Annotated in this window: 18 protein-coding genes; 11 read left to right on the top strand and 7 right to left on the bottom strand. The window is 43.6% G+C overall.

Annotated features, from left to right (window positions below; all coding sequences use genetic code 11):
• Positions 1–334: 334 nt before the first annotated feature.
• Positions 335–1,477, top strand: a complete 1,143-nt coding sequence (gene lptC / locus F6J90_RS05765; RefSeq protein WP_293091503.1) for an LPS export ABC transporter periplasmic protein LptC — start codon at positions 335–337, stop codon at positions 1,475–1,477.
• Between the two features lie 263 nt (positions 1,478–1,740).
• Here lptC and F6J90_RS05760 read toward each other — a convergent pair whose 3' ends face one another.
• A complete protein-coding gene (locus F6J90_RS05760; RefSeq protein WP_293091502.1) occupies positions 1,741–3,072 on the bottom strand; it encodes a D-alanyl-D-alanine carboxypeptidase in 1,332 nt (443 codons plus the stop codon).
• A 522-nt stretch (positions 3,073–3,594) separates the two neighbouring features.
• On the opposite strand from F6J90_RS05760, the gene plsX reads away from it, so the two are divergent.
• Together plsX and F6J90_RS05750 are read left to right on the top strand one after the other, a co-directional pair.
• Positions 3,595–4,644, top strand: coding sequence for a phosphate acyltransferase PlsX (gene plsX, locus F6J90_RS05755; RefSeq protein ID WP_293091501.1), 1,050 nt, complete (start codon positions 3,595–3,597; stop codon positions 4,642–4,644).
• Positions 4,645–5,066: 422 nt separating this feature from the next.
• Positions 5,067–6,065, top strand: a complete 999-nt coding sequence (locus tag F6J90_RS05750; RefSeq protein WP_293091500.1) for a beta-ketoacyl-ACP synthase III — start codon at positions 5,067–5,069, stop codon at positions 6,063–6,065.
• 320 nt (positions 6,066–6,385) lie between these two features.
• Here F6J90_RS05750 and F6J90_RS05745 read toward each other — a convergent pair whose 3' ends face one another.
• Positions 6,386–7,192, bottom strand: coding sequence for an ABC transporter ATP-binding protein (locus F6J90_RS05745; protein WP_293091499.1), 807 nt, complete (start codon positions 7,190–7,192; stop codon positions 6,386–6,388).
• A 336-nt stretch (positions 7,193–7,528) separates the two neighbouring features.
• Entirely contained in the window at positions 7,529–8,440 is a 912-nt protein-coding gene (gene cbiQ, locus F6J90_RS05740) for a cobalt ECF transporter T component CbiQ (protein ID WP_293091498.1), read from the bottom strand.
• Between the two features lie 847 nt (positions 8,441–9,287).
• On the opposite strand from cbiQ, the gene F6J90_RS05735 reads away from it, so the two are divergent.
• From F6J90_RS05735 to F6J90_RS05715, 5 genes are all read left to right on the top strand, one after another.
• The gene (locus tag F6J90_RS05735) at positions 9,288–9,902 is read left to right on the top strand and encodes a helix-turn-helix domain-containing protein (protein WP_293091497.1); all 615 of its coding nucleotides are present in this window, start codon (positions 9,288–9,290) and stop codon (positions 9,900–9,902) included.
• Positions 9,903–10,466: 564 nt separating this feature from the next.
• Positions 10,467–13,178, top strand: a complete 2,712-nt coding sequence (locus F6J90_RS05730; RefSeq protein WP_293091496.1) for a peptidase domain-containing ABC transporter — start codon at positions 10,467–10,469, stop codon at positions 13,176–13,178.
• 165 nt (positions 13,179–13,343) lie between these two features.
• Complete coding sequence (locus F6J90_RS05725) at positions 13,344–14,864, top strand: HlyD family efflux transporter periplasmic adaptor subunit (protein ID WP_293091495.1); 1,521 nt, start codon at positions 13,344–13,346, stop codon at positions 14,862–14,864.
• A 15-nt stretch (positions 14,865–14,879) separates the two neighbouring features.
• Positions 14,880–15,014 carry a hypothetical protein gene (locus F6J90_RS05720; RefSeq protein WP_293091494.1) on the top strand — a complete coding sequence of 45 codons (135 nt, stop codon included), beginning with the start codon at positions 14,880–14,882 and terminating at the stop codon, positions 15,012–15,014.
• 15 nt (positions 15,015–15,029) lie between these two features.
• Positions 15,030–15,788, top strand: a complete 759-nt coding sequence (locus F6J90_RS05715; protein ID WP_293091493.1) for a peptidylprolyl isomerase — start codon at positions 15,030–15,032, stop codon at positions 15,786–15,788.
• Between the two features lie 240 nt (positions 15,789–16,028).
• Here F6J90_RS05715 and F6J90_RS05710 read toward each other — a convergent pair whose 3' ends face one another.
• Positions 16,029–16,229 carry a hypothetical protein gene (locus tag F6J90_RS05710; protein WP_293091492.1) on the bottom strand — a complete coding sequence of 67 codons (201 nt, stop codon included), beginning with the start codon at positions 16,227–16,229 and terminating at the stop codon, positions 16,029–16,031.
• A gap of 334 nt (positions 16,230–16,563) precedes the next feature.
• The gene (locus F6J90_RS05705) at positions 16,564–17,775 is read right to left on the bottom strand and encodes a transposase (protein WP_293091491.1); all 1,212 of its coding nucleotides are present in this window, start codon (positions 17,773–17,775) and stop codon (positions 16,564–16,566) included.
• Between the two features lie 725 nt (positions 17,776–18,500).
• On the opposite strand from F6J90_RS05705, the gene F6J90_RS05700 reads away from it, so the two are divergent.
• Together F6J90_RS05700 and F6J90_RS05695 are read left to right on the top strand one after the other, a co-directional pair.
• Positions 18,501–21,263 (top strand): FG-GAP-like repeat-containing protein, encoded by a 2,763-nt coding sequence (locus F6J90_RS05700; RefSeq protein ID WP_293091490.1) that lies wholly within the window; start codon positions 18,501–18,503, stop codon positions 21,261–21,263.
• Positions 21,264–21,531: 268 nt separating this feature from the next.
• Positions 21,532–21,720 (top strand): hypothetical protein, encoded by a 189-nt coding sequence (locus F6J90_RS05695; protein ID WP_293091489.1) that lies wholly within the window; start codon positions 21,532–21,534, stop codon positions 21,718–21,720.
• 463 nt (positions 21,721–22,183) lie between these two features.
• Here F6J90_RS05695 and F6J90_RS05690 read toward each other — a convergent pair whose 3' ends face one another.
• Both F6J90_RS05690 and F6J90_RS05685 read right to left on the bottom strand, forming a co-directional pair.
• The gene (locus tag F6J90_RS05690; protein ID WP_293091488.1) at positions 22,184–22,618 is read right to left on the bottom strand and encodes an HNH endonuclease; all 435 of its coding nucleotides are present in this window, start codon (positions 22,616–22,618) and stop codon (positions 22,184–22,186) included.
• A gap of 4 nt (positions 22,619–22,622) precedes the next feature.
• Positions 22,623–23,039 carry a hypothetical protein gene (locus F6J90_RS05685; RefSeq protein WP_075896106.1) on the bottom strand — a complete coding sequence of 139 codons (417 nt, stop codon included), beginning with the start codon at positions 23,037–23,039 and terminating at the stop codon, positions 22,623–22,625.
• A 253-nt stretch (positions 23,040–23,292) separates the two neighbouring features.
• Here F6J90_RS05685 and F6J90_RS05680 point away from each other — a divergent pair, with 253 nt between their 5' ends.
• Entirely contained in the window at positions 23,293–23,580 is a 288-nt protein-coding gene (locus F6J90_RS05680; RefSeq protein WP_293091487.1) for a hypothetical protein, read from the top strand.
• The last annotated feature ends 117 nt before the right edge of the window (positions 23,581–23,697 follow it).

The raw sequence follows: 23,697 nt of genomic DNA, 5'->3' as shown, positions 1-23,697 counted from the left end.
AACTTATCAACCCGATTTTTCGACCACTTGGACGAAAGAATCAGGGATTGAGTTCTCAGTAATTGAAAATATGCTCATGATTGTCTAGGTATAGTTTGGGATGATAGTGACCTTAAACCTAGAGCTGACAAGGACTTTGGGGGGCTTGTCGCCCCCCAGGAACTATAGAGGTTATAAAAACTTCTAATAACTAGTAATAACTAGTATAGGGTTTCCTAGTCAGCAATTTTTATAAAAATTGCTTTTTTAAATCGATACAAGTCTTTCTGATTAAGCTTTGTATCGATTATTTTATAGTCATTTATCCTAATCACACGCTCTTAAGCCATACCATATGTTTTTATACTCAAAGAGATGTCTGATTTTTTTTATTTTGATTGTCACGGTTTACTCATTATCTGGCTGTAAGAGTGAGCCGAAGCCATTAAATCAAGTTCAGGAAGACACTAACGTTACTGAAAAAATTGAAGGAAGTCTAGTCTTTAAAAACGTCACTCTAGATCAGTCAGATAAGCAAGGTCGTCCTCTATGGAAAGTTACAGGAGATAAAGCGACTTACTCTCCAGATAGAAAAATCGCTTACATTGACAAACCCAATGGGGATTTGTATCAAGATGGGAAACTGATTTTACAGGTGTCAGCCCAGAGTGGTGAAATCCTAGAGAATGGTGAGATAGTGTTTCTCAAAGGTCAGGTCACGGCTACTGATCCCCGTAATGGTGCTGTGTTACGAGGTGATGAGTCTGAGTGGAAACCTAAGGAAGATTTGTTAGTTATCCGCAATAACGTTAAAGGTAATCACCCTAAACTACAAGCATCCGCAAAGGAAGGGCGTTACTTAAGTCGAACCCAGAAGTTGGAATTAATTGGTCAAGTAGCAGCCATATCGAAAGACCCAAACTTGCAAATGAAAACAGAACGTTTGCTCTGGCAAATCGAACAACAGAAGGTAATTGGTAACAAAAGCATACTTATTGAACGCTATAAAAATAAGATAGTAACAGAACGAGTGGAAGCCGACAATTCTGAGGTAAACCTTAAGACAAATATAGCAACTCTCAAGAAAAATGTGCAGTTGACTTCGGTCGAACCACCGGTCCTGATATCGAGTAATTCAGCAGTTTGGAATTTGAATGATAAAACTGTTGTGTCCGATCAGCCGGTTAGAATTGTTCACCAGCAGGAGAAACTGATGGTAACAGCTAACAGGGGACGGGTAGATTTGGGTAAGAAAGTAGTTAGGTTAACTGGAGGAGTACAAGGGGAGGGAAGCCGTAAGCAAGCCAAACTGTACGCTAATCAGCTAACTTGGGATATCCCCACCCAACAGATGGAAGCCTCAGGTAATGTAATATATGAACAAGTTTCACCCCAATTTAATACGACTGGTGACAAAGCAGTGGGTAACCTTGAAGCTCAAGATATTGTAGTAACTAGTGGTGTTGGGGAAAGAGTGGTAACAGAAATTATTCCTTGAGCTGGTTTAAAGTTGTTCGCTTAGCGTGGCCGAAAGGCCAAGGTTGAAGGTTGAAGGTTGAAGGTTGAAAGTTGAAGGTTGAAGGTTGAAGGTTGAAGGTTAAAAGTTGAAGTTTGAAGGTTGACTGTAGCCTAAATTAATTTATTGCTGAAACTGCCTTTGGAGCCGTTGCTCAACCCTTGAACTTAACTGTTGACGGTTGACGGTCAACGGTCAACCTTCAACCTTCAACAAAATTTCAACCCCACTCGATATCTATATTGCTATTTTGGATTTTCAATCAGCAAGGCACTGCTGATTTTTTCAATACGCTTGGGATCACCAATGATCAATGGTTTATGGGTTGGATTGCCACTCTTTTGGGTAAGGGGACCCCACTCGACAGACAGGCGTTGCAGTAGCTGATCCTGTTTTGCCCGAAATTCTAGGATATCGTTGCCACCGTTAATGATGGCAAACCACACTAAACCGCGATCGCGTGTTGGGAGAAAACCAGCTAGAGCACTAACTTCTCGCAGAGTTCCAGTTTTAACCACAGCCCCTGGGGGAATGTTACGGTCGAGCATGGTTCCTTTAGTATCCCGTCCAGCTAGGGGGAAGACATCCCTAAGATTAAGCTGGTAAGGCTGTAAAAAGCGCTCAATAGCCATGAGCATAGCACAAGCAGCACGGGGGGAAATTCGATTCTCCATACCTAAGCCAGAGCCATTAATCAACTGAATTTCGCTACCGGGTACGCCAGCTGACCTAGCCGCCAACCGAGCGGTTGTCTGAGCACCGCCAATGGCTTGAGACAACATCTGAGATACGTCGTTGTTACTGTAGATGTTCATCTCTCTAAGAATATCTACCAGGGGCAAGGACTTGTGGAGTAACAGATATTCTTGCTTCGGAATGGGAGTATCAGATACGACTACATTACCAGCAATTTCTAATTGGGGTTTCTCGGTTCCTTTGGGCATGGATTGATACTGGCGGACAATCTGCCAAGACCAGCTGCTGGATTTTAAAGCTTGCAAGAGTTGCCCACCAGCAATTTCTGGGTTGTCCTGATCATTCATAGTGAAATTGCCAATGATGACTAAATTCCCAGTGACCCTGCGGATTCCCAGTTGATTTAGGCTATTACCCAATGCGATCGCTTCTTCCCACACAAAAAACGGGTCGCTACCACCAGTAATTACTAAATCTCCCTGCAATACCCCATCTTTAACTATTCCGGTGGCACTGACTCTAGTTTCAAATTGATGAGCTGGTCCCCATTGCTGTAATGCCGCTAGACTAGTGGCAATTTTCGTGATTGAAGCTGCTGGTAAAGGAACATTCCCCCGGTGGGTCGCCAGTCTAGTCAGTCCCGATTGAATCCATACTCCTTGCTTAACTGCTGAACCTTGAACACTCCATTTTTCTATGAATTCAGCCACAATCGCTTCAGCAGACGGGTCTGGTTCAGCTGGCAAGGTAAACAAGGGGGTATTCCGCCAAGCCATCAGTTGAGCTTGATCAAGGTTGATTGGTTGCAGAATTCTCCAAAGTTTCACAGATATAACGACAAACGCACCGGCCAGGATCCCAGCAGCAAGTTGTTTTAGCATTCACTACACCACATTTGTTTCTTGAGGCTGCTCTATTTTAGCTGTCCGGCAAAAGAAGCCCCACACCTAATGCGTAGCATAGGTGTGGGATGAATTTTGCACAGGGTATGTATAGAATTGCTATAATATATGTCCTGATAAACAAAGCCGTTCGCGTAGCGTGGCCAAAGGCCTTAAATGCTGGTTTGTCATCCACTTACGTGGCTAAAAAATAGAACTTATTGTATTGTTCCGGTGCGGAGGGGCATCCCGTGTCTTTAATAAAGCTTACCGAGTATCCGAAGTGATGGCTGGAGTTGGTAAGAAGCCCACACTGTAATCTTGGCCAAAGGCCACGCGAAGCGAACGATGAGCGTGTGGGAGTATGTCACATACTGAATGCTGCTACTGAACAGTTCTGTTGAGAACATGTCAGCATGCAAGCCTTTCGGGTTCCAAACCTCAAGTTAAACAGATCACATTGTTTACTATTCCAGGTAATCGTTCTGGTAAGATGTGGAAGGTTTCTATAAACTTTGAGCAATGGCATCGACTGGCGCACGAATCGCAATAGACGCTATGGGCGGGGATTATGCCCCCCATGAAATAGTTGCTGGAGCTATTAGAGCACAAGCTGAATTAGGGGTAGAGGTATTGTTGGTAGGGGATCCTGAGCAAATTAGATCCTCTATTGCCCAACACCACGGATCAAGTCAGATAGAAATTGTAGCTGCTGATGGTGTCGTTGCCATGGACGAAGAACCCTTGGTGACCTTGAAGCGTAAGCCCAAGGCTTCTATTAACGTAGCCATGGACTTAGTCAAGCAAGGACGTGCTGACGCTGTAGTCTGTGCTGGTCACTCTGGGGCAGCCATGGCAGCGGCTCTATTGCGCTTAGGGCGTCTGCCAGGGATTGACCGTCCCGCAATTGGCGCAGTGTTTCCTAGCATCATGGCTGGCAAGCCAGTGATTATATTGGACGTGGGGGCAATTGTGGATTGTCGCCCTAAATATCTAGAGCAGTTTGCCATCATGGGGTCAGTATATAGCAAGTATGTCTTGGGCATGGAAGATCCTAAGGTAGGACTGCTAAACATTGGTGAGGAAGAGTGTAAAGGCAATGATTTGGCCATCCGCACTCATCAACTGCTACGAAAAAATTCCAGAATAAACTTTATAGGCAATGCTGAGGGTAGAGATGTACTCTCAGGTCAGTTTGATGTAATTGTGTGCGATGGCTTTGTGGGCAATATACTGCTCAAATTTGCCGAAGCTGTAGGGGAGGTGATGCTGCAAATTATCCGAGAAGAACTGCCTCAAGGGATACAAGGTCAGCTAGGTACAGCATTGTTAAAACCCAACTTGAAGCGGATTAAGCAGCGTATGGATCATGCAGAACATGGCGGTGCCCTACTCTTAGGGGTGGCAGGAATTTGTATTATTAGTCACGGTAGCTCCCAAGCCCCATCAATTTTTAACGCGATTCGGTTGGCTCAAGAAGCCATTGATCACCGCGTAATAGAGCGGATTAAAGCCAATCACTTCAAAAGCTCTAAGGAATCAGTGGCTAGCAATTCCAGCAGTCAGGAGTAAGGAATGATCGGCTGATCGGTATTTCAAGGCCACCATTAGGGCAACTGTTTTTTTGTTGACGGTTGACGGTTGACGGTTGACAGTTTATGGTTAACCGTTAATCTTAAGAATGTCAACCATGGGGACTAAATTTTGACTAGCTGATCAAGTCTCGTGTTAGAATTTTTTAGCGGAATTGGCCACCGTCTTAGGGTGGCAAAGGATAACTGTACTTACAAGAGGGCTAGTAAAGTTGCGTTATAATGGCAGATTGTTAGCTTGAGCCTCCCACAAGCCGCACACCATAGTTGTTTAAGACTTGTGTGCTATAGTTGAGTGTGGCATTGATGGCAAGATTGATCAATGACCAGTATTTCCGCCTTCTCCCTAAGCAGCGAACTTGGGAAGAGAAAAACATGGGATGCAACTGATGGAGAAGAGCCTTGAATCAACTAGGAACAGGCATTGCTATTACCGGAAGCGGTTCCGCAGCGTCAGAGGTTACCCTCGATAACCATCAACTAAGCCAGATGGTTCATACATCGGATGAGTGGATTACCACCCGTACCGGAATTCGGCAACGGCATCTGGTGGATGCACAAGGGAGTCTAAGTGAGATGGCTACTGCGGCAGCAAAGAATGCGATCGCTATGGCTGGAATTGCTCCTGAAGACCTAGATCTGATTATCCTAGCCACCTCAACCCCAGATGATTTGTTTGGCAGTGCTAATCAAGTTCAGGCTCTCCTGGGAGCATCAAAAGCAGTTGCCTTTGATATAACCGCAGCCTGCTCTGGGTTCGTCTTTGGACTGGCTACAGCGTCCCAATTTATCCGCACTGGCGTTTACCAAAATGTCTTACTGATTGGTGCGGATATTCTCTCAAGGTGGGTAGATTGGTCAGACCGAAGTACTTGTGTACTATTTGGAGATGGTGCTGGGGCTGTAGTTTTGCAGGCAAATCAATCCGATCGCTTACTGGGATTTGCACTGTGTAGTGATGGTACCCAAAATAGCTGTCTTCAGTTAGCCTATGAACCACAAGAGCAGGAAATTGTCAAGGGTTTGACTGTTGCTAAAGGGACTTATCAACCCATTACCATGAGTGGCAAAGAGGTTTATCGCTTTGCGGTGCAAAAGGTACCGGAAGTGATTGAAAAAGCATTATTCCGAGCCGATCTCAGCACTGAACAGGTGGATTGGCTGGTCTTGCATCAAGCTAATCAGCGGATTCTCGATGCAGTTGCCCAACGTCTGGATATTCCTAAGGACAAGGTTCTAAGTAATCTCGCCCAATATGGTAATACCTCAGCAGCTTCTATACCTATAGTGTTGGATGAAGCAGTGCGGCTTGAGAAAATTAAATCAGGAGATATTATAGCTATCTCCGGCTTTGGTGCAGGATTGACTTGGGGAGCAGCGGTTTTTAAGTGGGGAAGGTAATTGAAGTACTCCAGCACCATCCTGCTGACCCCTTTGGGGAATTAAAAATTAAAAATTAAAAATTAAAAATATAAAATTGAACAAATTTTGCAATTTTTTAATTCCGGGTACAAGCCCCCACTGATAGCGAGGGATTGCTCGCTATCAGTGGTATTCAATCAGTGGCGGGTACAAGCCCCCACTGATTGTCATTTTGAATTAATAATTTTGAATTTTGAATTGGAGCGCGTTAAGCAGCGTGACCATAGGTCAAGCGACTTGACCAAGTTAATCAATGTTGACGGTTAACAATCAACAGTCAACCGCCAACGACTAACTTTTCACTGATTACTGATAACTGAAACTATAGAGTGAGGCTTTTCCAAACCATGAGACTCCATCAGCTGCTGATTAGCCATCACCTGTTGAGGAGGACCATCAGCAATAATTTGCCCTTCGTCAAGTAGCAAAACGCGATCGCATACTTCTAAAATCAGTTCTAGGTCATGGGAGGAAATCAGTATTGTCTCCTGGGACCCTTTCAAAAAGCTAATCAAGCGACGCCGGGAACGAAGGTCAAGATTGGCACTGGGTTCATCGTAAAGCACTAGGGATGGACCCATGGCTAAAACCCCTGCGATCGCTACCATACACTTCTGACCCCCAGACAGGTTGTGGGGAACTCGAGCCGCTAAGTGTTCCACACCCGTCAGGGATAGGGCTTGTTGAACTCGCTGTTCAACCTCAACCGCTGGTAACCCCATATTCTCTGGTCCAAAGGCTACGTCATCCCAGACCGAAGGGGAAAATAACTGGTCATCGGGATTCTGAAACACCAGACCAATTTCTGGGCGAAACTCACCCGCTACCACAGGTTTGCCAAATAACAGCATCACTCTTGCCCTAGTTGGTTTTAAAATGCCGCAGATGCTCAGAAATAGGGTAGTTTTACCAGCACCATTCGGTCCAATTAAACCTACCCGTTCCCCTGGCTTAATGGTGAGATTGATATTGCGTAAACTATCCGGTTGCTCTGGATATGAAAAATACAGACTATCAATGGCAAGGGCGTAGTGTAAGGAAGTAGGTGACTGATAGGGTTCAATGTAATCTTCTCGGTAAAAAAATTCTTGTTTTTGCTGGGTCACGGTAAAAGTCTGAAGGATGAAGTCTGTTCGCGTAGCGTGGCCGTTCGCGGAGCGTGGCCTACGGCCTTAAGGCCAAGAATGAAGTCGTTTCGCCTGATAGCGTTCGGTGTAGGCTAGGATAAATTCTCAGCCATATTAATTCCGGTTAATCACTTATAGTCGGGGTGAGCGAATTTTGTTAAGTATTAATTTAAATGTTAATTTTTTTTAATTTAAATTAACAAAACCCCAACCCAAACCCTAAACTTATAAGTCGTTAACCGGAATCAATATTACCTTGATTTGATTACCATTAATTAGTCATCATTGATGAGTCTGAATTCGCTTCGGTAATGCTTATGTTAAGAGAATTTCTGCGACCACAAATCCTACTGAAATCAAGCTAGTGAGTCCCAGAGCAATGTAGTGGTGGAAACTAGCAGTGTTTGTACTAGACGACCTACGCTTTCCCCTAGGAAGCGGTAATGAAAAGCTCTGTGTTCTAGTCTCTCTTGTCACACCAGAACTCTCAGAAACCATAAATTTAGAGGTGTTACTATACCCTCGTAAAATCATCGCTTTATAGACTTGCTGGGATTGCTGGTAACTGCGCACCAAAAGTGTTCCGGTTAGGGACGCTAAAAGTCTCAGGTTACGGTAACTACGGGCGAAGGATGCCAGTAGCGAACCCACTGGGTGACGTCCAAATTCCTGCCATGAAAGCGAATGTCCTTTGGCACGAAAACCTCGCAGCTGCATTGCCCGCTTCATTTTAGCTAGGTCGTTACTAAATTGCTCAATATAGCGGTAAGACAACAGAGTCATATCCGCTAGCAGTGAGGGAAGACCAAGCGATCGCATAGCTTTGATGTTGGTCAAAAAGGGTGCGGTGCCAAATAAAATCACACTAATGGTCAGAATACATAGGAAACGGGTGGCAATCAGCACTAGGGTTAGCAGTCCTTCCTGTCGCAGGGCGATTGGACCAAGCTGGATGATCACGGTAGTGCCTACTGTGAAGGGGAGTAGCAGTGTAATCCCTAACAGAAACAATCCCGGATAGCGCAACCGATTCAACAGAAAGGACAGTGGCAGGCGAGAGACTCGATAAAAAATTAGGGTCAGAGCCACCATCCCTGGTAGCACTATCAAATGCTGTACAAAGGAAAACGCGAAAATTAGGGTCAATAGGGCAATTAGCTTGGCACGAGGTTCCCAACTGTGGATGGGCGAGTCCAAGTGAGCGTAGGCATCAAGTCCATGTTTCATTTAGTCATTGATTGTAATTGGTGATTGCTAATTGGGTCTAATCAACATAGGAGCCATAGGTTCTATCGCTCCACTTCACCCTTGATACTTCATACTTGATACTTCATACTTGATACTTCACCCTTCATCCTTCATATTTTCTCCATGACCTATGACTAACTTAGGATCAATCCCTAAGCTAATCAGAATTTAAATACAAAATAATACTATATTGGGAAAAAAACGTCAATACCTCTCCCCATGCCCCCATTTCCCATCTGCCCATCAGCTCAGATCGGTAAATTATATTCGCCCACATTAGATTAGTCCACAACTGATCACGAGGATATGGGCAAGCACCATCTGATCAAATTGCTTTCCTTCTCTTGATGCAAAGCGCGAGGGTCGGAAACCACGCCAGTCGCTTATGGGGTGGCCTCCTTTGACCGTGCTGGCTCCCCTGTTCCCTTGCTGCATCGCTTTGTCTTAAAGATTCAGGATGCCTATATCACTTTATTATACAAAAATCAACATAAATTAATTATTTTTATTAAAATTGCGCCACATTGGCCACACAGTTAGCTTTTATTTGTGTTTTGATGTCCCACTATAGCTTTTGTATTTGAGATGTAAACCTGTATGGTCTTTTTTTATTGTCCAATAAAACTCCAGCTGTCTTTCCCCTCTTGCCTTTGGCCTTTTGCCTCTTGCATTTTTCAGCAATACGTGTGTTTACAACCCAGATAAAAACGCGCTTATAGCAATGCAGCACCTTCATGAGGGGGTTTCCCCCACTCGCGCTTTGCATCAAGAAGAGTTTTGCTGATTGTTTCTCCCTACTTATGCCAACTTCTAATCAATGACAGCTATGTCACACCATCAATCGACATCCGAAAGTAAGAGCGATTGGCCTACGGCCACGCTACGCGAACGCATTTCTGTAGGTCTTTGTTTGACACCGTTTCAGCGCAAACTGCTGCAAAAAAATCTGCAATCGGATTTACCACAACAGTATCGTCAGCGTATCGAAATTATGCTGCTAGCGGATGAAGGGAAAAGCCAAGTTCAAATTTGTAAAGCCCTAGGGTGTTGTGCCGCTACAGTACGCCATTGGATTCTCATGGCTCGTATGGGTCAAGCCCATAACTGGAATGATCATCCCATTGGTCGCCCTAAAGCAGTAAATGATCACTATCTGGCACGGTTGCGAGAACTGGTCAGCCGTGGTCCAAAAGAATTTGGTTATGCCTTTGAGCGTTGGACGGCGGGGTGGTTAAGTAAACATCTAGCGAAAGAGTTGGGAATTCAAATAACCCCTCAGCATGTCAATCGGCTGCTGAAACAAATGGGGCTGTCTACCAAAGGGAAACCTGTCTGTGAAAACGAAAGTAGCAATCTCAATCAGCCTAGTAATCGGATTGCGATTCGGGACCTGGATGCTCTTGAAGTATCCGATCTAAAGTCCGCTGACTGGCTTCTTTGATAGTCTTGGTTTTTTGCCTAGCGATAGTAAAAACGCTTTTCACAGAACAATCTTCTGTTATATAATACCCAGCAGACTACCGGTAAGAATAGGATTCTTCTTCCATCTTGGTTATTTAATTTCCTTGAAATTGGTTGATATTGACATCTTAACGGGTTAAAACAGTGTTTATTCTGTGGTTATCCCAGGGCCAAAGGGTTAACACCACGTTGACTTTAACCCTGTCAACAGACTCCTAGATCCGGCAGGCTCTTCTTAACAACTGTGGGTTTACTTCAATTTTTAATTTCGCGCCTTTCTGTTGGTGCGCTTTCCAGTAGGCGTTTCAAGCTCACGCCTTGTCCCACCGCAACCATCATACTTTGATTGATTAGTTTGGTGGTGGCAAAACCCTACAAAAATTCTGTTGTTTCGGTATGAAGCTCGAATGGCAACCCAAATATAAAGAGAGTTTTTGATCACTTTACATTGCCTTCATATTACCACAGGATTTTGCCTGGATATCGCGACCCTGCCATCTAGATCGCTAACTCTCCCTGGAAGATTTTTTAGGTTTAGAGGATTATGGTTCAAAATTTAGCCCCAATTTCTTCTCAGCAGCTGAGGGATACCCTAGGGCAAGAGTTTAATGATGCCGAATTTTCCCGGATTCTCAAACAGATAAAATTTATCGAACCCAAAGTCGGCCAGTTTTGGCAAGCTGAACAAGCGGAAGCTGGTATTTATATCGTGATTACCGGCAAGGTTAGATTACTCAACAGTGCTGGGGAAAAATTTGCCACCTTGACAGAGGGAGACTCGTTTGGGGAATCTACCTTTTTTCCCGATGCATCCTTTTCGCCTTACTCAGCGAGGGCTTCTCGGAATCTGAAGCTTTGCTATCTCACCCCTGAATTGTTGTTTCCACTAATTAGCAAATATCCTAACATCCGAGACCATCTGTATGATCTCGCCCGTAGGCAAAATTCAGTACTGGTTGACTCCGACACCCAGCCCACTCCATCACCCCAACCCATCAGCCCATCACCTCCTCCCCCATCCACACCTGCCAAAACGATTAGTAAAGCCTATTTTCCCAATCCTAATCAACGAGTGGGACATTTGTGGCAACGGGTAATCCGACGCTATCCATATTTTGCCCAGCAGAGTGGTTCTGACTGTGGTGCCGCCTGTTTGGTAATGGTATCTCGCTATTGGGGTAAACGGTTTAGTGTGAATCGTTTGCGAGATATCGCTAATGTAGACCGTAATGGTGCATCACTGCGGGGATTATCAGCAGCAGCAGAAAGTATTGGCTTTTCTACTCGTCCGGTTAAAGCTAGTCTTGACCAGCTAGCCAAACAAAAACTACCAGCCATTGTTCACTGGGAAGGTAAACATTATATTGTTGTTTATCAAATAACCAAAAATTCCGTTATTGTTGCTGACCCGGCCATTGGTCAACGTACCCTCAGCCAGCAGCAATTTAAAGCAGATTGGAGCGGTTATGCACTGCTGCTACAACCGACTGCGTTACTCAAGGATGCTAAAGAGACGACTACTACCTTCTGGCAATTCTTTGAGTTAATGAAACCCCATGGGGTAGTGGTGCTCGAAGTGTTTATCGCTTCATTATTTATCCAGATATTTGGATTAATTACACCTCTATTTACCCAGCTAATTTTAGACCGAGTGGTGGTGCAGCGCTCTGGGCTAACCTTAATGGCGGTAGGGTTAGGGCTACTGATGTTTAGCCTATTTCGAGTGGCGATGATGGGGTTGCGACAATATCTACTAGACCACACGGCTAATAAAGTAGATGCAGCGCTGATTGTAGGATTTATTCGCCATACACTGCGGTTGCCTCTCTCATTTTTCGAGTCCCGCTATGTTGGTGACATTATATCACGAGTCCAGGAAAACCGCAAGATTGAGCAGTTCCTTACCGGTGAAGCCTTATCAATTCTGCTGGATTTACTAACGGTATTTATCTATGTAGGATTGATGTTTTGGTACAGTTGGAAAATGGCGTTGTTGGCCTTAGTGATTGTGCCGCCATTTTTCCTACTAGCCTTAATCGCGACTCCGTTTTTACGGAGGATTTCCCGGGAAATATTTCAGGCTTACGCCCAGGAGAATAGCTATCTGATTGAAACCCTTTCTGGTGTCCGAACGGTTAAATCCACAGCAGTAGAACAAACAGTACGTTGGCATTGGGAGGAGTTATTAAATAAGGAGATAAAACAGGGATTTACTGGGCAAGTGATCAGCAATCGGCTCCAAATTTTCAGCAATGCTATTGAAGCGGTGACGACAACAGCCCTACTCTGGTACGGAGCGTGGTTAGTAATTCAAAATCAGCTAACTATTGGGCAATTAGTGGCTTTTAATATGCTGCTAGGAAATGTGATTACTCCCTTCCAGCGGTTAACGGTGTTATGGAATCAATTCCAGGAAGTAGTAATTGCTATGGAACGGATTAATGATGTGTTGGATGCGGAACCAGAGGAGGATTTGCAGCAGCAGGCGCGTCAATCCTTACCACCAATTAAAGGTCACATTTGCTTTGATAAGGTAACGTTTCGCTATCACCCAGAAAGTGAGGTAAATGTACTGGAAAATCTTTCCTTTGAAGTGAAACCAGGACAAATGGTAGCCCTAGTGGGACGCAGTGGTTCAGGGAAAACCACGATTTCTAAATTGATATTGGGATTGTATCCTCCTACGGATGGTAAAGTATTGATTGATCAACTAGATATTACGAGTTTGTCCTTAGGGTCTTTGCGATCGCAAGTGGGAGTAGTAGACCAAGATACGTTTTTGTTTGGTGGAACCATTCGGGAAAATATTAGCTTAGGTCATTCCGCTGCTAGTCTAGACGAGATTATAGAAGCAGCACGATTGGCTGGTGCTGATGAATTTATTAAACAGTTGCCCATGGGGTATGAAACCCAGATTGGCGAAGGGGGAGGAATGTTGTCTGGTGGACAACGGCAACGGATTGCGATCGCACGGGCTTTGTTAGGGAATCCTAAGTTATTAGTTTTAGATGAAGCCACCTCCCATTTAGATGCCGAATCCGAACGGATTATTCAGAATAATTTAAATCAGATTCTCAAAGGGAGGACAACATTAGTGATTGCTCATCGGTTGTCTACAGTCCAGAATGCGGATTTAATTTTAGTGATGGATAGAGGAGTATTGATTGAAAGGGGAACCCATAAAGAGTTAATGGCAAAACGGGGACATTATTATTATCTGAATCAACAGCAATTTAAGGCTGAGGAAGTTGAGTGATGAGTTATCAAATAACCTCTAACAGTTTTGAGCAATAACTAATCACTAGTTACCTACTCCCTACTCCCTACTCCCTACTCCCTACTCCCTACTCCCTACTCCCTACTCCCTACTCCCTACTCCCTGTTCCCTTTGCTAAATCACTAATCACTAATCACTAATCCCATGCCAAATACATTAAACAGACGATTAAACGGAGATCCTGCCACCCAACAACACCAAGAAACGTTGACTTCTCCAACACCAGCTCCATCTCGGGATGATTGGTCTGAGGCCACTCAAGAACTCCTCGATAGTTTACCCCAAGTTTGGACAAGGGGACTGATGTACTTTCTAATCATATTTGTCGGCATCAGTTTGCCCTGGGCTATGCTATCTCAAGTTGATGAAACCGGTACCGCTAGGGGACGACTAGAACCAAAAGGAAAGACGGTGAGGCTGGATGCAGCTGTGGCGGGAACCGTAGCAGATATTAAGGTAAAAAAGGGAGACAAAGTAGACGCTGGACAACAGTTATTAGTCTTAGAATCTGAGTTGGTTAATTCAGAAATAAGGCAAATACAAGATAAGTTAAAAGGTCAATTAAATCGCTTGTCTCAGTTAGAGTTGCTGAAAAATCAATTAGTGGTAGCGTTGGCAACTCAGGAGCAACAAAATCAAGCTCAAGTGTTGGAAAAACAAACACAAGTAGACCAAGCGCTACAGAATCTGGAGGCTCTGAAGAATTCCTATGATTTACAACAAGAAGAAAAGTTAGCTCAAGTTAATCAGGCGCGTCAGACCTTTCAACTTAGTCAAAAGTCTTTTAATATAATTGAGAATCGTTTGGATAATGCTGAGCGGGAGGTGAAGCGTTACAAGGATGCCTATGAGGAAGGGATTGTTTCGGAAATCCAAGTAGTAGACCGGGAAGATTTGCTACAAGATAGGAAACGGTTGTATGAACAAACCAAGTCAGAGATTGAGCAGAGTAAGTTACGTCTCACTGAACAACAGAGTAGTTATGAACGAACCCTTCGACAAGCGCGAGCAGATATTGAACAAGCAGAATTACGACTAAAGGAACAAGAAAGAAGTTATCAAACTCTGAGCCACTCAGGTAAATTAGCGGTGCTGAGGGTTGAGGAACAATTGAAGAATTTGGATACACAAATCACTACGCTGAATTCAGAAATTGCTCAAAGTAAGGGTCAGATTGACTCGTTGCAGCTTCAGTTAAAGCAACGAGTATTAAAGGCACCGGTCAGTGGTACGGTGTTTGAATTACCGATTCAAGCTGCTGGAGCGGTAGTCCAGTCAGGAACTATGGTGGCGGAAATTGCACCGTCAGGTTCGGTGTTGGTAATTCGAGGGCAGATGGCAACAACTGAAAGTGGTTCTTTAGAGACAGGAATGCCAGTGAAGCTGAAGTTTGATGCCTATCCGTTTCAGGATTATGGAGTGGTTCCAGGAGAGTTAGTAGACATTTCTCCTACTACCTCTGAGGTGGATACTCCTAATGGTAAGAGGGCGGTTTATGATTTAGAAATTGAACTGAAACAGGATTGTATACCTGACGCTGATAAGTGTATTGCTTTGCGTCCTGGAGATACGGCCATGGCTGAGGTGATTGTGCGCCAGCGTCGGATTATTGATTTTATTCTGGATCCGTTTAAGAAGTTACAGCAGGGAGGGTTGAAGTTGTAGATGTCTAATCGGGAGATGCTCAGATGGCCAGATGAAATTGATCGTTATCCGACTTCCCTGTTCCCTGTTCCCTGTTCCCTATTCCCTGTTCCCATAACTTCTAGTTTCACATCTAAACTGACAATCCTAGAGCAAATAATTAAGAGGTAAATTAGGTCAAAACTTATGGTTAATTCCCACCAAAAGATAACTATTACTAAGGAAGATATTTGGCATCAAGTTAAGCTATCGGGTAATATTCCTGATCTAGTTGAGGAGATTGTTACTCGTAAGGTTGTCAAGGATGCTGTAGATGAAGCGGGGATAACTATTGAGGTTGAAGAACTTCAGAAAGTAGCTGACCAAATGCGATTAATGAACAACCTGAGTAGTGCTGATGAAACTTGGGCTTGGTTAGAACAACGTGGTATGTCTCTGGATGATTTTGAGGACGTTGTCTATGACACGGTTAGCTCGGGAAAGTTATCTGCTCATTTATTTGGGGATAAAGTTGAGTCTTATTTTTATGAAAATCAGTTGGATTATGCCGGTGTGGTGATGTATGAAGTGGTATTAGATGATCAGGATTTGGCTCTGGAACTTTTCTATGAAATTCAGGAAGGGGATGTCAGTTTTTATGATGTGGCTCACGAGTATATTCAGGATCAGGAGTTACGTCGAAAACTTGGCTATCGGGGGATAATGTACCGTAAAGATTTGAAGCCCGAGATTTCCGCTGCTGTTTTTGCTGCTAATCCCCCGGAGGTGCTTAAGCCGATTGTGACTGCTCAGGGGGTGCATTTGGTTTTGGTGGAGGAGATTGTTCAAGGGGAATTGGATGAGCAGCTCAGGTATCAAATTATCTCGGATTTGTTTAGTGGATGGCTGAAGCAACAAATTGATAAAATTGAGGTGGTAAAAAATTTGGAATCAAAGTTAGAGTAATAAATTTAGTAGAGATTGCTCAATTAATCAAATAATCCTCTGATAGATACCAGAGGATTATTTTATACCTAATTAGGTATTTTATCAGAACACCTATTTAGCAGCATCTCCCAGCATAGGAAAAATTTCTGCGGCTGATACTTAAATTAACAGATAATTTACCTGTATTTCAGCAGAATGGGGAGCTGATAGGCTAATCCTAGCCATTGATAAATGTCCTACCCATAAAAACGTATTTATCTATTCTTCATTGTGTTTCAATATAGCTGTTAGGTCTGATGAACTGCAACCTTTAGCCCTTTTTACTTTACCATTTTTTCTGAATTTTACATCATCACAGTCGCCGCCAATTATACCGTTGATGATATTCTGATCAAGTTCAGTAATGAAGCTTTCATAAACAGGTGAAATAGCAAGGTCAGAGATTGTAATTTTAGCCATTCGTAAATGTCCTATTAAGTAAAGTTTTGTTGTTTGGGATTAGACTTTTCATTTCCTAATCCTATTCCCATACTCTGGGATTTATTCCAGGATTTCAAGGGGTTAATCAATGGCAAATTAACCCAACTCATGCAGTTATGTCTTGGTCGATTTTAAAAATAACCCTACTAGGGTGTTAAGTCAGGACAAATATTAGGTAAAATCGAACAAATATCTAGGTTTTGAGAAACTAAATTAAATTAGTTATATTCTTTTTGCTTCTGGGTCGCTCCCTTGAAAGCTAGACCTGATCAAACGTCATAAAACAATTCCACCCAAGTTGACACTCCCCGGTCTAAAGACGCGGGGATTCTTTGCTCAACGACCCGACTTGCTGAACCTGGCCGGAACCAAGAATAGTAGAGGTCAGATCTCCCAAAGAGTTTGGATCATAGATCCAGGTTCCGGTGTGCCCCACCGTACCCAAGGCTCTATTTAAAATGTTGACTGCGGCGTTATGATCTCTGTCTAATTTACAACCACATTTACAGACATGAGTCCTGGTGGATAGTGATTTCTTCACGACCTCGCCGCATTCAGAACAATTCTGGCTTGTATAGGCAGGATTCACTGCAACCGTGACTCTACCAAACTTACTTCCAAAATGCTCTAACCATTTCCTAAATTGATACCAACCTGCGTCATTAATAGATTTAGCAAGACAGTGATTTTTTACCAAATTTTTAACCCTTAAATCTTCATAGGCGACCAGGTCGTTAGACCGGACTACGCAACGTGCTAGTTTTTTAGCATGTTCTTCACGCTGCCTACTTATTTTGAGGTGTTGCCTGCCTAATCTATTAACAGCTTTCTTTCGGTTAGATGAGCCTTTCTTTTTCCGGGAAACCCGGCGTTGATAAAACTTTAATCTCTTTTCCCCAGCCCTGTAAAACCGAGGGTTTGGTTCGGTATTACCCATTGAGTCGGTATAGAACTCTTTTAGTCCTACATCTAACCCAATAGTCGAGTGACTCGGTTGTATCTGTTCTTTTACATCAACAGAGATACAGAACTGGACATAATATCCATCAGCCCTTTTTACAATCCGAACTCGTTTAATTTGCTTTTTGTCGAAGCGCCACAAGTCCCAATTGCCCTTGAGTTTCAGTTTCCCAATGCTTTTCTTGTCACTGAAAGTAATTGACTTTTTATTAGGGGATAACTTCCATCCCGATTGTTTGTAATCAACCGACCTACAGTGCTTTTGGAAACGTGGAAAACCTTTCTTTCCTGGTACCTTTTTTTTGCAGTTTTCAAAGAAGCGAGATATTGATGACCATGCCCTTTCAGCCGCAGCTTGTCGAGCAGTAGAGTTTAACTCATTGGCAAATGGGAATTCTTTAGCCAGTACTTTGCAATACTTATTCAGGTCGTATTTGTTTAGACCTTTGTTGTCCATCCATAGACGAAGACAGCTATTTCTCACAAACTTAACTGTCCGAATAGCCTCGTCTATGGCTTGATACTGTACCTTATTTCCGTACGCCTTAAACTCAAGGATGATCATCAGAACTCGACCTCTTCTGTTCTGTCATTATGCTAACATATCTAGCACAAAATAGCAAGTCTTTGCTCGTATTTTTCTCAAGGCGACTAAACTCGCTGGTCACTTTCATCTCCGCTCTAAAGAGGCGGAGTTTTCAGTGTTTCTATTTTTAATAAACCTTGGGTGGAATCAGAATTAGTAGTATAGCGCTACGGGCAATGGCATTGGCAACAGGCAACAGGCAACAGTTGACTACAACAGCTTTTGCCGCTTTTATAAATCTCAAACACCTTAATAGGTAGTGCTATAGAGTTCCAGGGATGGAGTTGAGTTAACTAACATTAGGTATCACTGCTTGGGAGTCAAAAGCGTTCGCGTAGCGTGACCTACGGTCAATCGCGTTTGGCCGTAGGCCACGCTACGCGAACGGCAAAGCCTAAAGCGTGACCATTCCCCTAGCGTGGCCCAAAGGCCAAGGTCAATCCCATAACTTCAGTTTACTGTAGCGCTATATATATAGCCTCCCATTGCTGATTACTTACAGCGGTTTGCAAACCGCTGTAGTTAGTTATATGGTTTTAATTGTGTTACATAAATTTATCTAAATAGTTACAAAACTTTATATAAAACTGTAGAAAAATTAGGTTTTTGGATTGATTAACAAAGTGAGAGCTGTTCCGGGTTCAATCATCCCGCATAAATCAACGCCTTATAGTGAATATAAAATTCCAAATCAGGATTATAGAATGCTAACCACCAAAGATGTAAGCAGCAACGATCTCGATAAGTCCTTAAACTTTTACGTAACTGATCAACACAACCCTTTAATAGGTGACTCTAAAATCTCTAGCACTATTATCTTTATTGACTCAGGGGTTGATGATTATCAGAGTTTAGTTGATGGTACAGTACCGGGAACTGAGGTAATTGTCCTGGAATCTACACAGGATGGTGTGGAACAAATTACCAAGGCTCTGCAAGGACGCACTGATATTTCTGCTATTCACATCGTTTCTCACGGTTCACCGGGGTGTTTGTATTTAGGGAATAGCCAACTTAGTCTAGATACTTTAAACCATTACCTCCCTCAATTAAAAACTTGGTCAACCACTGATTCAGCCACTCCTATTCTCCTCTACGGCTGCAATGTTGCTGCGGGAGATGCTGGTACAGAATTTTTGCAACGACTGCACCAAATAACTGGTACTGAGATTGCGGCTTCTAGGAACCGCACGGGTAATGCTGCCTTGGGTGGTGATTGGAATCTAGAATGTTGTACGGGTCAGATTGCTGTAGATTCAGCATTTTTGCCAGAATTGATGGAGGTATATCAAGGAGTTTTTGCTGTGTCCTTTAGCAACGCTAACAACTTTACAGTAGGAACTAGTCCTAGTGCCATAGCCACCGGAGACTTTGACGGTGATGGTGATTTGGATTTAGTAACAGCGAACTCAGACTCTGATAACGTCTCGGTGCTGTTAAATAATGGCGCAGGAAGCTATACCTTAAGTGGGAACTTTGCTGTGGGAAATTTGCCCGTTGACATTGCTGTGGGAGACTTCAACAAAGATGGTAACCTGGATTTGGTGACAGCAGACTTCGGTACTCCTTTTACATCCTCGACTGATAACACTGTCTCAGTGTTGCTAGGAAATGGCAATGGCAGCTTTGGTTCTGCCACCCAAGTCAACGAAGGAGATATTCCTCTATCCGTAGCCGTGGGGGACTTCGACCGCGATCAAGATTTGGATGTAGCGGTGGGAAGATTTTCCTCACCAGGTATAGTCTCGGTGTTGTTCGGAAATGGGACGGGGAGCTTTCCACTTACTAACGACTTTACGACCGGGGTTAGTGGCTTTTCTACCTCTGTGGGGGACTTCAACAACGATGGTAACCTGGATATAGTCACAGGAAGTGGCAGCAACGAAGTCTCGCTGCTGTTAGGGAACGGGACAACAACCTTTCAGCCTAGTATATCGATTCCAACAGGTGTGTCTTTTGCCGCTCCTGATGCTGTGGGAGACTTCAACAAAGATGGCAATCTGGACTTAGTGATAGGAAGTGGTTCTGGTGCTGAGAACGAAATCGCAGTGTTGTTGGGGAATGGAAATGGTACCTTTGGTTCTCCCATGCCATTTACAACCGGTGGAGGTTCTGAAGTCGCCGTGGGGGACTTCAATAGTGATGGCAACTTGGACATTGCAGCAGCAAGTGATGATCAAGTCTCACTGCTATTAGGGAATGGTGCAGGAGGCTTTACCCCTTCTGGTCAGTTTGATGTGGGCAGTAATCCCTCTTCCATTACCGTAGGGGATTTCAACGGCGATGGTAAACCAGACATTGCGACGGCCAACTCTGGCTCCAACAACGTCTCAGTATTGCTCAACACTAGCTCCTCTTCCATGTTTGCTTTAGGTTCAACAACTCAAGTAGGGGACTTTCGAAACGATACTGATTATTTAGTCGCTGATGTAAATGGGGATAGTGAATCTGATCTTGTTGAACTTTGGAATAATAACAATAAGTTCTTTGCTGCCACTTGGATTAGTAATGGTAGCGGTGGATTTAACCTCGGCAGTAATACAGAAGTAGGGGACTTTCGAAACGATACTAACTACTTAGTCGCTGATGTAAATGGGGATAGTGAATCTGATCTTGTTGAACTTTGGAATAATAACAATAAGTTCTTTGCTGCCACTTGGATTAGTAATGGTAGCGGTGGATTTAACCTCGGCAGTAATACAGAAGTAGGGGACTTTCGAAACGATACTGATTACTTAGTCGCTGATGTAAATGGAGATGGTGACTCTGATCTAATCGAGGTTTGGAATAATAACAATAATTTCTTTGCTGCTACTTGGATTAGTAATGGTAACGGAGGATTTAACCTCGGCAGTAATACACAAGTAGGAGACTTTCGATCCGATACTGATTACTTAGTCGCTGATGTAAATGGAGATGGTGACTCTGATCTAATCGAGCTTTGGAATAATAACAATAATTTCTTTGCTGCCACTTGGATTAGTAATGGTAGCGGAGGATTTAGCCTGGGCAGTAATACACAAGTAGGGGACTTTCGATCCGATACTGATTACTTAGTCGCTGATGTAAATGGGGATGGTGAATCTGATCTAATCGAGCTTTGGAATAATAACAATAATTTCTTTGCGGCGACTTGGATTAGTAATGGTAACGGTGGATTTAGCCTGGGCAGTAATACACAAGTAGGAGACTTTCGAGATGATACTGATTACTTAGTCGCTGATGTAAATGGGGATGGTGAATCTGATCTAATCGAGGTTTGGAATGATAACAATAATTTCTTTGCTGCCACTTGGATTAGTAATGGTAACGGTGGATTTAGCCTGGGCAGTAATACACAAGTAGGGGACTTTCGATCCGATACTGATTACTTAGTTACCGATTTAAATGGTGATAATCAGTCTGATCTTGTTGAACTTTGGAATAATAACAATAATTTCTTTGCTACTAGTTGGTTAAGCATTTAGTTGGTTAAGCATTGCTTAAACACTAACCTAATTCGGTAGGGGTGCATCTCAATCCATGCTGTTTCACCCGGTGAGTGTAATGGGCATCAGGCTTGGAACGGGCATCAGCCGTGGAACGGGCATCAGGCGTGTAACGGGCATCAGGCGTGGAACGGGCATCTTGCCCGTTTCATTTCGGGACGGACTATCCCAATACTGCCTACTGAGAAAATCAGGGGCAGCCTGTCCCTGAAGCACCCTAAGCAAATTTTTTACTAATCCCCCAGAGGTGCTTAAGCCGATTGTGGCTGCTCAGGGGGTGCATTTGGTTTTGGTGGAGGAGATTGTTCCAGGGGAATTGGATGATCAGCTCAGGTATCAAATTATCTCGGATTTGTTTAGTGGATGGCTGAAGCAACAAATTGAGCAAATTGAGATTGTGAAAAATCTGGAATTATCAACTACAACGTCAGAATAATAAATTTAGTAGAGAAAACGTCATAAAACCATTCCACCCAATATAAATTTTGGGTGGAATCAGAATCAGTATTAGAGTTAAAGGGATAGAGTTGAGTTAATTGACATTAGGTATCACTGCTTCAGAGTCAATAGCGATCGCGTAGCGTGACCTACGGTCAATCGCCAAGCGTGACCAATCGCGTAGCGTGGCCCAAAGGCCAAGGTCAATCCCATAACTTACGTTTACTGTAGCGCTACATATCTATGCTCTGAATAACTCAATGGCTATATTATCGTAATGCCATCAGTTGATCAGCTTTCTGCTTGCTTTAGGCAGGCGCTTTAGCAATGAACCTGCACCGAAGGCACCAACCAAAGCTAATGTACCCCAGGCAGCACTCGGTTCAGGAACTCTGTAGCTCAGGGGGTAGGGTGTAGGGTCTGGGGTGTGGGGTGTGGTGAAAATAGAAGGTACGATATGCTCATATTTCCCCTAGAAAAGATGGGGGATGCCAACCATTAATTGTCCATCGAAACCGTGCTTCTACAACAAGGGGATTATTCATTTTGAGCGTAATGACTGTTACTCGTCCCACAGGGGTTAGTCCTTGAATTTTTGTGAAATCCACATTCCATGAGAAATGTTCATCCCAATTCTGAGTGCGGGGATTAAATAAGTGAACAGTTTGATTGGTTAAAGGGTCGAGGGCAACAGTTGTATCCGATTTAAATTGGTTGCAGGTATAGCAGGCGAGGCAAACATTGGAAAATATGCTCTTTCCCCCTTTAGATTGTGGGAAAATGTGATCGTAAGTTAAAGGAATACCACTATTTGCCTCACTGGTTTGACAATAACAACAATAACGGCGATCTTGGCGATCAATCTCATTCTTCAAAGATATTGGAATATAGGCCATGAGGTTACACAATACTTTGAGGAACTGGGTAACCGCGCCATTTCAGGAGAGCCGCTGCATGAGCTTTGCGTAGCATAAAACGATCTGCTGAAATCTTAAGCTGCTCAAGTTCAATCTGTTCTGCATCTGTTAAAGAACGCTCTTGATTTTGAGCTAACAACCAGTAGTGACGCTCCATTTCTTCCGGTGTTTTTTTACTCTGGGCGATGGGCCACAAAGCTTGGTCTTCCAACCTATCTAAGGCAGCTAGATCTCCTTGAAATTCTTCAGGTACATCAGACCAATTGGGGGGACTACCAATTTGTAAAGCATGGAGCATGACAGCTTCAAGAGAGCGTTCAGTTGCTTGGGCAGTGTTGACCAAGCGCTGATAGAGGAAGTCAGGAATTTGCAGAGTAATGGTTGTTGAAATAGAATTCATGACGGGAGCTCCTGAAAGCGCAGTCCGTTAAGAGTCTATTGTAGCTCAGGGGGTAGGGTGTAGGGTGTAGGGTGTAGGGTGTAGGGTGTAGGGAAAAAAGACCGAGCTTCCTGACAGAAAACAAAAGGGAGATGCTCCGATGAAGGTTTGCTATTACTGTTTTGCTGAGATCTTGGCTTGCTACAGGGTATGTCCTTGCTGTAAGCAGAAATTTGAGATTGATAGACCCTTAAAGGAGTTACCGACTGGGAGGATGATCCGGTACTGGGTAAGTAATGAGGAAAAAGTACAGTACGCTATATATCAGAGGTTACTTAAGACTGCTTACCAGAAAGAACAGCCGCCAGAGTGGGCAGGAAAAAAGTTTTTAGAGAAATTCAACTACTTGCCGCCTTTGGATTGGCGACGTAATTCTGTACTTATCGGAGCAACAGCAGAACAGCAAAAAAAATACAAGAATTATTTGCAAAAAGTTGCCAAGTTGGGAAACCTGGGACAGGAGTGGGTTTGGGAACAGCTTTGCTTGGAGTTGGGGGGTTAATATAGCTGTTGCCTCATCAGCAGTTCTAATCCGAGTAGGAGTACTTGCAGCAAGAGTCCCCGTGGTACAGGTTCCCACTACCGCAATCTCCAATTGCGCCTTCAGGGGAATTGTTGT

Source organism: Moorena sp. SIOASIH (assembly GCF_010671925.1).
Classification (GTDB): domain Bacteria; phylum Cyanobacteriota; class Cyanobacteriia; order Cyanobacteriales; family Coleofasciculaceae; genus Moorena.
Note: the sequence above shows the minus strand (reverse complement) of the source record. Positions and strands in the feature narration are given on the sequence as shown.